This is a genomic window from Paenibacillus sp. FSL M7-0134 (assembly GCF_038007865.1).
Lineage (GTDB): Bacteria > Bacillota > Bacilli > Paenibacillales > Paenibacillaceae > Paenibacillus > Paenibacillus polymyxa_B.
The window spans coordinates 3,189,771-3,204,566 of sequence record NZ_JBBOXV010000001.1; the positions used below are offsets into that span (position 1 = coordinate 3,189,771).

A 14,796-nucleotide genomic window follows, 5' to 3' on the forward strand; every position below is an offset into this window, starting at 1 on the left:
AGACGACGATTGGGTGACAGGAGAATGCATACACTGTGGTACTCATACGACGGGAAACAATCGCGATGAAGATTAACCTATAGTGAGTGGAAAGCGATGGATTCTCCTGAATCGCGGGCTACTTGGCGATGCGAGGATTGTTACAATCGTCTATGTCCGTGCTGCTCAGAACATCTTATAGGAGACGATGAAGACGACGAATGCTGGGGGAGGAACAACAATGACAGATAAACCAGACTGGGAAAAGCGAATGGATTACTGGATACTGGAAGCCGAAAAAGAAAAAAGTTGGGTAGATGATATAGAAAAACGGTTGTATTTTTCGAACACCGAAAATGAAATTATTGAAAGGAAACATAAAGGTACTCGTCGATACTCAAAAGGAATCTGAATCCCTAATACAACAAAGGATGCAGAGATAGCCAGACTAAACGGGTCACTCATGAAAGCCTTCCAGCTGTGGACTGATTATTTTAATGCACCGAACGCAGAGGGCAAAGCGTGTATTAATATCGAGTTATCTAAAGTGTTTGCGAATGCGGCGGTCAAGGAGGATGCCACATGATACGCGCATATACCACTATATTAGCTGCTGTACTGTTGTTTATAGGTGTATTACAAGTAGATAGGTATATGTTGATTGAGACTGTGCCGGCAAGCGAGGTGAGGATTAAATATGGCAAATAATAACGATGAAAAAAGTAAGCACCTTTGAAAAAAAGTGCTTACTTTAAAGTTAGTTTTATTATTAAGGGAATATTTTGTAAATGTAGCCTTGATATAATGGGCATACTTTGTTGTTGCCTTTTTGTTGCCATTTATATAAATTAATATTTCCTCCAAATCCTCCTGTCATGTAAAATTTTTGAGTTGGAACTGTCGATTTCATATCCTCTTTAACTGTTGCACCTCTGATGCCACTTACCCATTTTTTGTTCCCTTGAGGCGGATCATATGGTGACTGAGAAGAAATATTTGCTGAAGTTGGGGCTTGTTCTGCAAAACCTAAAGACGGTACAGACAATGCCCCAAGAAGAACTGTGCCAGCAGCCAAAGCAATAATAGATTTTCTCAAAAGTAAAGCCTCCTTAGTTTGTTTTCTTCGTATGCAAACTATGGTGTAAGGTAATTATAGTGTTTTGATTTACATATATCTACCAAAAATAACGATTTCACCAAATTATCACATTATATAAAGGAATGATAAACGATGAATGACGATCAAATGTGTATAGTTAATAGTCTTGAAGATGAGTCTTCTGATACACAAAAGATAATCCAGGTAAACTTTTTTTCGGACATTGAGCAGGAAGATATTCGAAAAACAAAGTGGCTTCTTAGTAAGTATGTTGATATGATCGAGGTGATCAAAAACTATGAGTTTGCTCTCCAGTAGATTGAAAACGGAATGTATGCGTATGAGTTACTTTCCGCCGAGGGGGCAATTGCAAAACGAGAGTCAGGTCAGGAGTTAACGGCAGGTGTAACAGCAAACGCTGTAATCCTAAAGGACAAACGGCATATGAATTACAAATTCTATCAATTCATCACAAACAATGTCCGCTTCGCCGTAAACAACATGAGGGATCCACACGAGGGACTTGCTGCTAAGCTGCTGTTCATAGACGGTAAAAAATACCTCAAGGCCCAGCAGTATATGGAGAAGGGATACAGAAAAGATGTGCCTAGTATCTCAGCCACGACATTTGCAGTTAAACGACGACGAGCGATTGTAAATATAGCAAACAGTCTTAAAATTAATCGGACTTTGGATTTTGTGGTTATTGACTATGGTCGGGGCCGCAACAAGGAAGGTGAAATCGGACTTAGGATGCCAGAATTAAATTAGACCGTAAGGGCTTAAGCCTTTGCGGTCTTTATTGAGGTGTCAGAAGAAAATAAAGTAATAGTCTTACGATGTTTCATTAAGCTAACGGTAAGGAAAATTTAACCAAAAAGAGAATAGATAGTCTTTGAATACTTCGAAAATACCGGATTCCAGAGGCGTTAATACTGAGGAGTTCTTCATATGTCATTCCCCTTTGAATGTATTAGTAATTTTATGTTTTTCTAAACGGAGTTGGAACAGTCAGACATTATATTAATTCCAGAAGCAAGTCATCCACAATTAATGGAAAGAGTCGCAACATTGTACCATAGCGGTATCGCTCAATTTATTCTACCTTCTGGTGGTACGACCCTTCATGTAGAAACAACCGAATGGGAGTTTCTAAAAAATGTCGGGGTAGCGTTAGGAGTACCTTCAGAATCATTACTTAAAGAAGATAAAGCAACTAATACCTTTGAAAATGTACGTTTCTCCTTGGAAGTGTTACAGCAACAAGGAATTCATCCAAAAAAGGTTGTTTTAGTTCATTCAAATGATTAAACTAACGAATAACAGTAGGTTCAAGTAATCGATGAAACGAAGAGGGGGGAACCGAAATGAAGACGATCAAGTGCATGATGGACCACCTGTACTGGGCGGACGAACGCATCTTGGACGTGCTTGAGAAGAGTGAGGTGAAGAACAAGGACCTTCTGAAGCTGGTTCGGCATGTCGCGGTCGCGGAACGAGTCTGGCTGTCCCGATTGCAGGGCAAGGGCAGCGCGCAATATTCGTTGTGGGAGGAAGCGGAAGACCTGACGGCGATCCGGACGATGTTCGAAGAAAACGCCGAGCAATATCGCGTCTATATCGAAGGGTTCGAGGAATCCGAGTTGGACGAGATGATCGACTATGCGAACCAGAGCGGGGTTCCGTTCCGAACGTCCGTACGGGACATCCTGTCGCAGGTCCTCTTACATGGGCAATATCACCGGGGGCAGATCAACCGGGCACTTCGGATCGAATCGGCAGAGCCTGCCCAAGTCGATTACATCACGTTCGCGAGGCTCTAACAGGGCCTAATAATCACCATTACTCGGAATGGGATTGGTATTGAACTAACGGGACACGTTAGTTTAATGGAACAGCGACAGTCTAGGACCTTTATTTTTTCATCCTTGGTTGTCGCTGTTCTAATTTCTAAGGTCAGTCTAAAACTTATTTTATGGAGTTTTCTTCGAACAATAAAGTTGTGTACTAGCGAGTCAACTACAATTATTTTCCCCTGTGCGATATACAATAAAGTTGTGTACCAAAATCCAATATTTGCGATTTATATTTTTTTTAATATTCTAAAAATATGTACGTTAAACCCTTATAAATATGTTCTCCTGTCTTTAACTTTTCAAATATTTCTTTACCATAATACCGCTCTCTATTTAAACCAAAGCAGCCGTCCTGATTTTAGCAAAGCCTGATGACACTTGTTCATCAGGCTTTTGTTTCTACTAAGAAACATACTTTTGTTATTGTAGAAAGAAAATTTGAGGATGCTATGAATGCTGCTTCCTTTGGTTGGGCACAGTATCGTTTTAAACATGAGCCGATCTTTTACGCTCATCTGAAAAGCAAGGCTCCAGCCCGATACGGTGATCGGAACACAGACTACGGTATGGAAGGCTGGTCTTCCTGTTGAGGAACCGCTGCCTAGGACAGTATGGGAAGTTTCACGGGGCAATGTAAATAAGTATGTTCACCCCACTCAGATGCCCCTTGATCTACTAGCTATTCCCATTATGAATAGTAGCCAGCTTAGTGGCGTAGTTGTCAATTTCTTTGGCGGCAGCGGCTCTACCCTTATGGCCTGTGATTAGCTTGACCGCTGTTGCAGGACCATGGAACTGGACCCGGTATTTTGTGATGTGATTAAAATGCGATATCAGCTGGCAACCGGCATGGAGCCGGTACGTCTTTCTAATGTTGCAACACATTATTCTAAATCGTAAAGTACGTTTGCACGAGAAATGTCTATTGGTTCGTTTACAGGTATGTTAAGAAAATACTTTAACTGCCATGTCTGAGTTTTTTGAGCCTGGAGGCTTGTAGGCGTGTCCCATGGTGGATAAATACGTATTGCTCTTTTACCACCTTCACCTTTGTTAGATAATATTTTATGTTTAATCAGAATGGATTTTGGGAATACAAATTGCCCCAAGCTACTGTCTTTACGTGCACTAATAACCAAAAAGTCGATTGGATCTGATACGTCATAGGGTTGTATTGGTCCATCCCCAATTCTCTTATATATAGTCACAAATTGCCCGATCTTTTTTGGAGTTGTCTTTGCAATACGGAATCGTATAGAGTGGGCATTTAAATTAAAGAAGTAGGCCCCATAGTCAGAGTTTTGTTTTTCTGGAATTGGTCCAGTACATTTAAAATTGCAAGGATTATAAACTGAAACTTTAGCGGCAAGCAGGTCGGTATGAATCTTATCAGATGCTGTCCAAGAATTTTGGTCACCAGAAGATATTTCTTTGTTAACCATTGTTATTTATTCTCCCCCATATATAAAACCGTTGTTTAACGTAGCATTCACTATATTAATGTAACCGCAGATGGTTCACAAGTTTGTGTATATTCTGCCTAGTATAAATAAAAAGGGAGACGTGTGAACGTCTCCCCAATGACAATGGGACAGACAACGAATAGCAAGAGACACTACTACAGCGCGAAATAGAGTTCGTCGAGGGTATCCTTGATCAATGGTATAGTACCGAAAGATTGTTAAGGCTGGTATAGCTCAGTGGGTCAAAGACCTACAGGCTAGAAATATAAAAATGCAGATAGTGCAGAATCTGGATCGGTTGATTGAACTGGATATAAGCTTCAGAAGGATGAGCTGTAATAATGCTAACACGATAGAGTCAGACCTATGCCTATTTTCCCAAGATGAAGTCAACAGCCCAATCTTTTTGGTTAATTGCACAATAAACTAATTTGACTAGACTTTGGAGGTGATCATTAAATATGTTTCGACATTATTATTGGCAAAAGAAAATGCATCGGAGAAAATTTAGAAGATGTGTAGTTAAAAAAGTCAAAGTTTTACCGAAAGTTATTGTTAAAGGGATCCGAGGACCTCAAGGACCTCAAGGACCTCAAGGACCTCAAGGACCTCAGGGACCACAGGGACTGCCGGGTCCACAGGGAGTTCCAGGCGCTCAAGGCCAGCAAGGGCTACAAGGTTTTCAAGGAATTCCTGGACCAACAGGACCAGCAGGAGCAGTAGGTCCAGCAGGACCAGTGGGACCGGCAGGAGCGATAGGACCAGCAGGACCAGCGGGAACGGTAGGGGTGGTAGGACCAGCAGGAGCAACGGGGGCAACAGGGCCTGCTGGCGCCGGGATATCAGACTTCTTAAGTGTTTTCCGAGCAGATCCTGGTACGGGAACTGACACAGTTCCGGGTAACTCACCAATTACCTTTACTGGAGTTTTGGCTAATGTTGGTGGTGCATTTACTTTCACTCCTCCATCTCCAACGATAACAATCAACGAAACGGGGAGCTATCTAATAGATTTTACAATTCATAACCAAGGCAATGCTGACTTTAACCTTACCGTAAATGGATTCCCTGTTACCCCAGTTCCTTTCACGGGTAACGGTGGCGGACCAACTTCGGCAGAAGTCATTATTACTGTAGGGGTCGTTCCTACAACTATTCAATTAGTAAATGCAAATGCAACCCCAGCCCAACTTCATAACTTTACCAATACTACTCTTACTATATTAAAGTTGACTATTTAAGCCATTCTTAATGATATATAGAACATTATATGTAGCCGCTTTAGAAAAGACTGTACGATTTCATATCGTCAGTTTGTCTAATTACACTCATAGTAAGCAGACGTATTTATGGGGGGGATTGTGTAGCATGGCAAGAGAACGTAGTGGTAGTAATAAGATCCATTAAACATTACCACTACTCCAAAGCCTATCTTTAAAGTTAAAATGGAAAATCCGTAGTAACATGGTAAAAAGCAATGATATTATTCAGACATAGAAATATGGATGCTAAGAAGGTCAGGAAACTTTTCCTACCTTCTTTTTTTGTTGTGACAAAATAGGAACTATTGCTTTGATCCGTCAGAAACGACAACTCATGAGCGGCAATCAATATAAATTTTCTTTTTCGATTGGTCGCGAAAAATGGGAAGCTACAGAAGAACGGGCCGAGGTCGATTGGCCTAAAGTTTAGGCATTGCATCAAGTCGCTATCTGATCTTGGTTTCTTCGCAAAGTAAATTAAGAAGCATCCGCAATCATGAAGTGACCCCTGTCAAGCAGACAGCTATCAAAAAGCAATAATTAAGCAGCCTGAGTCCTGTACTCATAAGGAGTCAGGTTGTTTAGTTTCTCTTGAAAGCGTTCATGGTTGTAGAAATGGATATACTTCTGGATGGCATGCTCCACCTGTTGAGCTGAGGCGAGAGGTATATTGAAATCCTTGGTCGCTATGCAGTAAGACCTCGCGCGTCCTGTGGCTTCCTTGCCTTTTTCACCGTATCTAACACCAGGCTCAAATCTTTCTGCGGCTGATCTGGTAGGCAACAATTACGTTGTTAAGAAGATCCTGAATCGCGGAAAGGAGAGTCTCTGTTCATTGAACATGAGGTAAGTGATGTCCGTTACCCACTTTTGATTCGGCTGGTCAGCCTTAAACTCCCGGTTCAGATGATTGCCAGAAACAACGTAGGCTACTTTCTTACCATAGTAGCACGATGCTATGTCCCTTACTAAGCAATTCTTGGATCACCGCAAACTTTTTACTCTTGGGTACAGCATCCATTCCTCCTTTCACATTTGCAAGAGCCTTTTTAGCATTTCATTTTCCGCTTCGAGGCGTTTCAGCTTGACCTCCGGATATTCGGGTCGTGTTCGAGGTCTGCCGATGCCTGGCCCTTTTGCTTTGCCTCGTTTTTCCTCTAGACCATTAACTTACTTATCTTCTCTTAGAAAAGGAAACCGGGATCGGCAAGAATACATGGATCTGGCGTATACCTGAAGCAATCCATGATTTAAACAAGCGAATCCCAAGGACTATCGGATTAACAGAAAATGATGATGTATACTTTCCAAATATTGAACAAATCTTTGAAGTTTACAAAAATGACAAGAACAAAATATTTAACGAGCTTCACTTCATCGAAGCAACTTTCATTGAGCATAATAATGAGGCTAAGAGTCTAAAAGAGGAGCTTAATCAGCCTAAAGATAATTTGATTATGCTTGATAATAAAAACAGAAAACATACGAGTTTGGAAAATTTGGGGAGCTATATTTGAAACTGAGGAATCTAATCCTGCGAAAAAAAAATTTAACCTTTCAAACATGAAAAACAGGTTTAGCCATATATTCAAAAAGGACCGATAGGTCCTTTTTTGTTTGAACAGAGCGGGTGAATCTTCTAAGACTATGATTTTGAAATCTGGGATGAGCGTTAAAAGTCCCGCATTTTACACAGCGTTGTAAATCCTTCAAATCTTATTCTGAAATCATTGTCCATTTAACCTATTAAAATTATAGATATCTTGTTATACTGTGTTCTTCTTAACTAAAGTCTGTGGTCTTGATCCTCTGTGTCTTATGTTGCTAAATGCGATGCCGCATAAAATGATGATAACACCGATCCATTGAGACCAGCCTACAAATTCTTCTAATACAAGAGAAGACATAATAACGGCCATGGGTAATTCAGATGCAGTCATAATTGTACCCATTCCTGAACCAATATGTGGCATACCTATGGAGTACAAAAGCGGAGGCAGCACTACTCCGAATACCCCGAGGACTAATCCAAAAGGACTCAATCCTGTCAGCACATCGAGGTTAAATAAGAAGGTTGGCGGAAATACCACAAAAACAGTAATAACAGCTCCGGTTGAAAGAAGGGCGCTTTTCAGTATGGGCGAAGTTTCTTTCGCAACAGCACCACTGAGGAAAACAAATAAAGCGAATGTTGAAGCAGCCAATAGCCCCCAAATCGTTCCTTGCCACGAGAGCGAGAGATCACCTTGAGAAAAAATGTTTGCCGCCAAAACCGAGCCGATGAGCAGTATTCCAATCGAGATAAGTTTACCCCTGGTTGGTTTTTTCTTCTGGAGAACCCATTCGTATAGTGTCCCAATCCAAACAAACTGAAATAAAAGGACGATAGCTAGGGAAGCATTTATGGTCTGTAGCGATTGATAATAAAACATACCTGTCAGTCCAAATGGAATTCCGGATAGAAGGAGTTTTGTAACCTGCTTGTACGTAAGGTTTTTCTTTTTTACAAAAATTACAAACATCCAGCTCAAAACTGCACCAAAGAAATACTGCACACCAGTTACCTCTGGTGTTGAAAAACCAGCGCTATATGCCAGTTTAACAAATGTGGAAAGTATGCCGTAACAACAACCTCCCAAGAAAACAATAACTGCATAATGCCACAACTTCATGAACAATCCTCCTTTTTTGAATACAAAAAAGCCACACAAATGCGTAAAGGCATTCGTGTGGCGAAAATAGAGATGACTCTCTAGAAAAATCCACATCCATCGGGTTTTAGTATTTCGTTCATTTCGGTATCAGTATAAAAGCAAAGGTTTGTTCTTGTCAATAATCTGATTCGGAGAGAATCAGGATGAAATCTAAAGTAGGTCAAAGCGACAGTAACAGTTAAATACAAAGTAATGTGATTAAATAGCAATCAAGCCCAAATTATTTTTTGAATATTTGGGCCAAAATTACTTCATATATGAAATGTAAGAATGTTCATGTGGATTTCTCTCTACAAGTTAAATTCCTGAGGAAAAAACCTTGCATTTTCAAAAAAGAGTGTTTTATTATTGTCCGCAAAGGGAGCTTGTACATCAACTGGATTGTGACTGTTCAATCAGGCAATACCATTTCTGGCCAGAAAAGACGTACCTTCAGCTAACTTTCACAAAATTTGAGGCCTGTGACAAATCGGAAATCGCTAACACAGCCTTACAGGATTGTAACCGTCGCAGGGCAAAACCTGGATCGCTAAACTTCCAGCATGGTGATGTTGCCTAAGATCTATGCACGGGGCAGCTATTCAGTTATTTTGATGCAAAGTCACAGCCAGAGAGGAAGAGTATTCATGAACTATGACCAGTTGGCCAAGGAGATTTTGTCTCGAGTTGGCGGTATTGAAAGCGTTACCAGAATTGTTCATTGTGTAACACGATTGCGCTTTCAATTGAAGGACGAAGGATTGTCCAAAACGGAATGGCTGCGACAGGAATGATTAAAGGATTCAATGAACTGTTTTTGCTTTCGGTTGGATTACTGAAACATCTGGGACGTATCAATTGTCTTGATCTACTTCATTGGTTTTAAAGATCCAACAGAAACAATGTCAACAAATATGGGCGACAAACAAGAACCCATTCCCAACATAAGTCAATTGAATGACCAACCATTTGAAATTGTTAGTCCGATGACCGGTACTGTTGTTAGACTCCAAGATATTAAAGACGAGACTTTTGCAGGAGAGCATATGGGGAAAGGGATAGCCATCCGCCCCACGAATGGACGTGTCGTTTCCCCAGTGAACGGCATTGTACAAACGATTTACCGTACTAAACATGCCATTGGTCTCATTAGTGATGACGGGGTAGAAATACTCATTCATATCGGACAAGATACGGTTCAGTTAAAAGGTCAGCATTTCAATGCATTTGTTAAGGATGGTGATCGTGTTCAGGTCAGTGATGTCATTGTAGGGACCAAAAATGACATGGTTAATGAAAAAGAACAATTAATCAAAGTATATGTATAGAAAAATAGGGAGGTACGTGAAAATGTTTAATGAAATCACTAAATTCCCGGATAATTTTCTGTGGGGTGGAGCTACAGCTGCGAATCAAATTGAGGGAGCTTACCTGGCTGATGGTAAGGGACTGACGACCATTGATTTGATGCCGACGGGGCCCAAACGTAATCAGGTTTCGACTGGCAACTTAAATTCATTTGTACCCGAGGAAGGCGAGTTTTATCCTTCACATGAAGCTATCGATTTTTATCATCGTTATAAAGAGGATATCGCGCTTTTTGCTGAAATGGGTTTCAAATCATTTCGAATGTCGATCTCCTGGGCCCGTATCTTTCCCAATGGTGACGATATAACTCCAAATGAAGCAGGATTGCAATTTTACGATGACGTGTTTGATGAACTTCTGAAGTACAATATTGAGCCTGTCGTTACGATTTGTCACTTTGATTTACCCGTGAACTTGGCGAAAACGTATGGCGGCTGGAAAAACCGAATCATGATTAAACTATTTGAAAAATACTCTAAAACACTGTTTGAACGCTATAAAAATAAAGTGAAATACTGGATGACATTCAATGAAATTAATATGTTATTGCATCTTCCTTATACAGGAGCGGGCATTATTTTTGAAGAAGGCGAGGACAAACAACAAGTTCTGTATCAAGCAGCGCATCATGAACTGGTTGCAAGTGCACTAGCAGTCAAGGCTTGTCATGAAATTATTCCTAACGCCATGATGGGATGTATGTTGGCGGCTGGAAATGTGTATCCATACAGTAGCAATCCGGAAGATTACTGGGAAGTAATGAAAATGGAGCGTGATTCATACTTCTTGATTGATGTGCAGTCCGAAGGGGAGTATCCCGGTTATGCCAAACGCTTTTTCATCGAGAATGGAATTCAGCTACAGCTTGAGTCTGAAGATTTGGAGATTTTGAAGACATATACTGTGGATTACATCGGTTTCAGCTATTATTCGAGCCGTTGTACCAGTGCTAATCCTGAAATTCTGAAAAATTTTACGGATAGGAATGTGTTTGGTTCCGTAATCAATCCTTACTTGGAAACTTCCGAGTGGGGATGGACGATTGATCCAAAAGGCATGCGTATTACCTGCAACCAGTTGCATGAAAGGTACAACAAACCATTGTTTATCGTTGAGAACGGACTTGGTGCGCAAGATACTCTTATGGACAACGATACCATTGAAGACGATTACCGCATCTCGTATTTGGATCTTCACTTTGCAGAGATTGCTGAAGCAATAAAAGATGGGGTTGATATTATAGGGTACACAAGTTGGGGGCCGATTGATCTTGTGAGTAACGGTACCGGCGAAATGAAGAAGCGGTATGGTTACATCTATGTGGACAAAAACAATGACGGTTCTGGCACGCTTAGAAGAATTAGAAAGAAAAGTTTTCATTGGTACAAAGACGTCATTGCGAGTAATGGAACAAAGTACTTTCAGAAATAATCACTTTATCTGTAATGGACCGCATAATCTTAAATTTTTGAAACTGCTGCAAATTGAAAGGGCATCAGACACTGATGTTCTTTTCTTTAGTTAGGGTGAAAAATATTGTTTATTGAATTTGTTTGTTTATATCACCAAGTTTAGTGGCTTTGGTGTAATACAACCGTTGGGCGAGGATTTGATAGATATTGTGGACTACGGCGCAGTTGGAGAAGATTACACCGGAGTTAATTAAGATTAACGGATCTTATTTCTTTCGTGAGCAGTTTGAATTTAGAGTGGACGCGAAAAAGGAGACTTAATCAAATGTGTATTTTTCATGTCAGACAAAGCTCCCCTTACTTTGACAGTCATTAAGCTGTATGTTTATTAATGAGTATTAAAAGAAGGAGAGGACAAAAAAATGAGAATGAAATTAGGAAGGAAAGCTACTTTATGTTTTTCCACAATCGCTCTCTTGTTTTCAGTTATTGCTCCGTTGTCAGCTTCTGCAGATGCAGCAACTGTAACGCTTGACACTTACAAAAATTTCACAAATCAAGAAATAGTTTTATCACAATCAGTAAAATTTAAAGATGACACGGCATATACAGATGTATCAGTTACAGGGAAAAAAGTGAAATTTTCAATTAATGGTTTGGAAAATCCTTTTAATGCTAATTATTATAATCGTTTGGTCTGGACAAGTGATGAAAATACACCGAGTATAGAAAATACGTTATCAGTAAAAATTGCACCAAAAACAGGGAGTCTTTACGGTTCCAGTAGCTATGAGAACCTTTCTCTGATAAAACAAAAGATCAACTCTGATTCAAAAGTATATGGATGGATTCAATTAGAATCAAAAGAGTGGGCTAAAGCAGGATCAGCTATAATTAAATATTAAAAAATCCTTAACGTTTGAGGTAAGTGAATGCTCAAATAAAACAGAAATCTCTGCTAACCACAATTGGTCGGCAGAGATTTTTCGTTGACCAGTTTGAATTAGAGTAGATGTGAAAGGCTCAACCAGGTACTGGCTGAGTCTTTTTTATACCCAATAAAAAATAAATATGAAAATATTTAGATTATATTTAAAGATCAGCAAGTTTATGTTTAGACAGGTTTTTAAGAATGATTTATATTGGTAATAGTTCAATATATTGCTAGGAAGAGATCGAGTGATAAGTAAAATTAAAGCATTATGGAGCATTTTAATTGTAGTGATAGTGTTCTTGAATATGTCAGCTATAGAGGTAAAAGCAGAAGCTGTAAGCGATGAATGGTCGATTAAAACGACTATAGAAAATCCTAAGGCGGTAAGTGCTGTTTCTGAATTGAATGGCAAGATATATATTTTCGGTGGTTCTTCAGGATCAAACCCATATTAGGATGTTCAAATTTATGAGCCGAAAAATAATATATGGGCCTCAGGAAGTAGCATGCCTACGGCTCGTTCTACAGCAACTTCCGTTGTTTATAGAAATGATATTTATGTTATTGGTGGCTATACAGGTAATGCCTTTAGCTGGACAGGAGGCTCCTCAGTAAATAATGTTGAAGTTTACAATACCCAGACAGATACATGGAGTGTTAGGAAAGCTATGCCGCAGGCTGGCTTTAGGTTCGTTGACAAGTGTTTTGTATAAGGGAAAGATTTATGTGTTTGGTGGGATGACAACAAATACGCGTTCAGTTGCTACTGTCCAAGTATATGATCCGGCTTCCGACAGCTGGTCAACGAAGAAACCTATGCCGAATACACTTCATGGTTCCTCTGCAGTTGTACATAAGGACAAAATCTATCTTGTAGCAGGTAGACATATTGATAATAATTCAAATGTCTCACTAAACACATTTCTTGAATGTGATCCCGATAACGATACTGGTCAACTAAACCCAATCTTTTGACAGCACGTGGAGGGGCCCAAGCTGTCATTTATTCCAATAAAATATTTGCTATTGCTGGAAAAACTGAAGCAGGTGGACGTAGTTATGAACTTAATACAGTAGAATCCTTTGAATTTGAACAGAATAAATGGTCTCCTGAGGCTAGCTTAAAGCAAGCCAGAAGTGGGGCTGGGGCTATAACATTAGGTGGACAAATTTACGTTATTGGAGGAAGTCAGAGTACATTGGCTAATTCTCCGGTTAATACTATAGAAATATTCGGGAAGATTGACGGTTCCACACCTGAGCCGGCACCAACTCCCGAACCAACTGATCCATCTCTACCAACTGGGGACCGTGCAATTCTGGTGGTTACTATGACAACTGGTTTGGAAAAGGAGTTTGACCTAAGCATGAAAGAGGTTAATGACTTTATCTCATGGTATGAGGGCAAGCAGGCTGGTTCTGGATCGGCTTCATACGCTATTAATAAACACGATAATAATAAAGGTCCATTCAGCAGCCGAAAGGATTACATGCTATATGATCGTATCCTAACATTTGAAGTAAGTGAATATTCTAAATAAATTTAAAAGCTCTGCTAACCTTAATTGGTCGGTAGAGCTTTTAACTGTTCACGCCTCTTATAATGTATCAAGGTATTCTTTCTGGGATTTGATATAATCTTCCACACCATCATGATAGGTAAATCTACCGCCATTTTTATCAATAATCCAGTTGATCTTCTCGTCATTTAACAAGACTCCATACATGCAGTGATGAAGCAGTTCAATTTGTTTTTCATCCCTAATTCGGATCAAGTGTTTTTCTTGTTCGTCAATGAGGTACCATTTCGTTTCTGTTTCATCTACATCTAGATCTACATCCGCATCCACATACAGTATTGATACCGACAAGGGGAATGGCCAGTCAAACCAATGTTCTCGCTTGTCTTCTCTATAACCTTCAAATGCCATGGTTATTTCCTCCTACTTGGATAATTTCCTGATTAGTTAAATGTAACTAACGTGCTGCGATTGTACGCTTTATTGAACACTGTTTTTTGGGAACTCGCAGCTATCCTCAGCCTTTGGCATCTTGGCACCAATGGGGTGAATGACCTGCCGTTTGAGGTTGGCACGAACTGCGATACGTCTGTTTAGGCTGGGTTAATGGGGGGGAGGTCCGAACTTTATTGTAAATCCCTCATTTGCTCAATTTGTAAAGGCAATGCTGGTTCAAGGGAGAATTTTCGGCAGTAGCCCCTTTTGACATTGGACGAGTAGGCTTTTAGGAATACACACATTAAATTTACTGCTGTTCTTGTCTTATCCTATTGGCTCAGGAATATCGCCCCCATATTCTTTCCATGGCTTTACGTGCGCCATCGTAAACTTCTGCAAAAGTTTAGTGTAACTTTGGCAACCGTCTATTCCGCTATTGTTGCATAATAGTTGTGTCCGCTTTCGTCGTTCGTTGTTCTGATCTGTATAGTATACGGAAACGCTGGGTAACAAAGAAGTTGAACGCTTTGTTACCTGATATCGAACGCTACTCCAATACTCTACAATAATTCTGCTGAGCGAAGACGGGTGCCCAACATGATGGAACTGGAGATAAAGACAGGTAGCAGTGTAGTGGACATAAAGGCGCGCGGTTGCTGGCTTTGGGAAGAAGGGGACAACAAGAGCGATATGCGCTCTATATTGTAATCATAGAGGGCTGGGATGGTGACCAAAAGATCATTACATTTTCCTCGTCTGGAAATAGGCATTA

Annotated in this window: 19 protein-coding genes and 4 pseudogenes; 18 read left to right on the plus strand and 5 right to left on the minus strand. The window is 40.2% G+C overall.

Annotation, left to right across the window (positions count from 1 at the left end):
* Positions 1–220 precede the first annotated feature (220 nt).
* Both NSQ58_RS14310 and NSQ58_RS14315 read left to right on the plus strand, forming a co-directional pair.
* Positions 221–391: a hypothetical protein gene (locus NSQ58_RS14310; protein WP_155613684.1), complete on the plus strand. Its 171-nt coding sequence runs from the start codon at positions 221–223 to the stop codon at positions 389–391.
* A gap of 170 nt (positions 392–561) precedes the next feature.
* Positions 562–687 (plus strand): hypothetical protein, encoded by a 126-nt coding sequence (locus NSQ58_RS14315; RefSeq protein ID WP_341057622.1) that lies wholly within the window; start codon positions 562–564, stop codon positions 685–687.
* 61 nt (positions 688–748) lie between these two features.
* Here NSQ58_RS14315 and NSQ58_RS14320 read toward each other — a convergent pair whose 3' ends face one another.
* A complete protein-coding gene (locus NSQ58_RS14320; RefSeq protein WP_023989029.1) occupies positions 749–1,075 on the minus strand; it encodes a hypothetical protein in 327 nt (108 codons plus the stop codon).
* A gap of 135 nt (positions 1,076–1,210) precedes the next feature.
* Between NSQ58_RS14320 and NSQ58_RS14325 the strand changes: the two are divergent.
* From NSQ58_RS14325 to NSQ58_RS26765, 5 genes and pseudogenes are all read left to right on the plus strand, one after another.
* A pseudogene (locus NSQ58_RS14325) lies at positions 1,211–1,849 on the plus strand (hypothetical protein).
* Between the two features lie 282 nt (positions 1,850–2,131).
* Complete coding sequence (locus NSQ58_RS14330; RefSeq protein ID WP_075154283.1) at positions 2,132–2,389, plus strand: YdcF family protein; 258 nt, start codon at positions 2,132–2,134, stop codon at positions 2,387–2,389.
* 56 nt (positions 2,390–2,445) lie between these two features.
* Complete coding sequence (locus NSQ58_RS14335; protein ID WP_023989026.1) at positions 2,446–2,901, plus strand: DinB family protein; 456 nt, start codon at positions 2,446–2,448, stop codon at positions 2,899–2,901.
* 404 nt (positions 2,902–3,305) lie between these two features.
* Positions 3,306–3,524 carry a hypothetical protein gene (locus NSQ58_RS26760; protein WP_023989025.1) on the plus strand — a complete coding sequence of 73 codons (219 nt, stop codon included), beginning with the start codon at positions 3,306–3,308 and terminating at the stop codon, positions 3,522–3,524.
* Positions 3,478–3,702, plus strand: coding sequence for a DNA methyltransferase (locus NSQ58_RS26765; protein WP_370671133.1), 225 nt, complete (start codon positions 3,478–3,480; stop codon positions 3,700–3,702). Before NSQ58_RS26760 ends, NSQ58_RS26765 begins: the two co-directional genes overlap by 47 nt.
* A 116-nt stretch (positions 3,703–3,818) precedes the next feature.
* Here the strand turns inward: NSQ58_RS26765 and NSQ58_RS14345 are convergent, their stop codons facing one another.
* Entirely contained in the window at positions 3,819–4,376 is a 558-nt protein-coding gene (locus NSQ58_RS14345) for a MepB family protein (RefSeq protein ID WP_076264861.1), read from the minus strand.
* Positions 4,377–4,858: 482 nt separating this feature from the next.
* Here NSQ58_RS14345 and NSQ58_RS14350 point away from each other — a divergent pair, with 482 nt between their 5' ends.
* On the plus strand, positions 4,859–5,638 hold the full coding sequence (locus tag NSQ58_RS14350) for a collagen-like protein (RefSeq protein WP_341057623.1): 780 nt from the start codon (positions 4,859–4,861) through the stop codon (positions 5,636–5,638).
* A 561-nt stretch (positions 5,639–6,199) separates the two neighbouring features.
* Here NSQ58_RS14350 and NSQ58_RS14355 read toward each other — a convergent pair.
* On the minus strand, positions 6,200–6,445 hold the full coding sequence (locus tag NSQ58_RS14355; RefSeq protein ID WP_071558646.1) for an IS3 family transposase: 246 nt from the start codon (positions 6,443–6,445) through the stop codon (positions 6,200–6,202).
* 980 nt (positions 6,446–7,425) lie between these two features.
* A complete protein-coding gene (locus NSQ58_RS14360; protein ID WP_341057624.1) occupies positions 7,426–8,331 on the minus strand; it encodes an EamA family transporter in 906 nt (301 codons plus the stop codon).
* A gap of 668 nt (positions 8,332–8,999) precedes the next feature.
* Here NSQ58_RS14360 and NSQ58_RS14365 point away from each other — a divergent pair.
* From NSQ58_RS14365 to NSQ58_RS14405, 10 genes and pseudogenes are all read left to right on the plus strand, one after another.
* A pseudogene (locus NSQ58_RS14365) lies at positions 9,000–9,137 on the plus strand (PTS transporter subunit EIIB); the annotation flags it as partial.
* 117 nt (positions 9,138–9,254) lie between these two features.
* Complete coding sequence (locus tag NSQ58_RS14370; RefSeq protein WP_081819223.1) at positions 9,255–9,680, plus strand: PTS sugar transporter subunit IIA; 426 nt, start codon at positions 9,255–9,257, stop codon at positions 9,678–9,680.
* A 22-nt stretch (positions 9,681–9,702) separates the two neighbouring features.
* Positions 9,703–11,151, plus strand: a complete 1,449-nt coding sequence (locus NSQ58_RS14375; RefSeq protein ID WP_445671670.1) for a 6-phospho-beta-glucosidase — start codon at positions 9,703–9,705, stop codon at positions 11,149–11,151.
* A gap of 112 nt (positions 11,152–11,263) precedes the next feature.
* Positions 11,264–11,386, plus strand: a complete 123-nt coding sequence (locus tag NSQ58_RS14380) for a hypothetical protein (RefSeq protein ID WP_256026491.1) — start codon at positions 11,264–11,266, stop codon at positions 11,384–11,386.
* Positions 11,387–11,554: 168 nt separating this feature from the next.
* Positions 11,555–12,037 carry a hypothetical protein gene (locus tag NSQ58_RS14385; protein ID WP_341057626.1) on the plus strand — a complete coding sequence of 161 codons (483 nt, stop codon included), beginning with the start codon at positions 11,555–11,557 and terminating at the stop codon, positions 12,035–12,037.
* Positions 12,038–12,311: 274 nt separating this feature from the next.
* Complete coding sequence (locus NSQ58_RS14390) at positions 12,312–12,521, plus strand: hypothetical protein (protein ID WP_068942639.1); 210 nt, start codon at positions 12,312–12,314, stop codon at positions 12,519–12,521.
* Positions 12,522–12,572: 51 nt separating this feature from the next.
* A complete protein-coding gene (locus NSQ58_RS26770; RefSeq protein ID WP_413630573.1) occupies positions 12,573–12,779 on the plus strand; it encodes a kelch repeat-containing protein in 207 nt (68 codons plus the stop codon).
* Positions 12,685–13,041, plus strand: coding sequence for a kelch repeat-containing protein (locus tag NSQ58_RS14395; protein WP_341057627.1), 357 nt, complete (start codon positions 12,685–12,687; stop codon positions 13,039–13,041). The genes NSQ58_RS26770 and NSQ58_RS14395 overlap by 95 nt, the downstream gene beginning before the upstream one ends.
* Positions 13,038–13,289 (plus strand): annotated as a pseudogene (locus NSQ58_RS26775) (hypothetical protein); the annotation flags it as partial. The gene NSQ58_RS14395 and the pseudogene NSQ58_RS26775, both read left to right, overlap by 4 nt.
* Before the next feature lie 33 nt (positions 13,290–13,322).
* Positions 13,323–13,607 (plus strand): annotated as a pseudogene (locus NSQ58_RS14405) (Ig-like domain-containing protein); the annotation flags it as partial.
* A 57-nt stretch (positions 13,608–13,664) separates the two neighbouring features.
* Here NSQ58_RS14405 and NSQ58_RS14410 read toward each other — a convergent pair.
* The gene (locus tag NSQ58_RS14410; protein ID WP_023989013.1) at positions 13,665–13,997 is read right to left on the minus strand and encodes a hypothetical protein; all 333 of its coding nucleotides are present in this window, start codon (positions 13,995–13,997) and stop codon (positions 13,665–13,667) included.
* Positions 13,998–14,796: the final 799 nt, after the last annotated feature.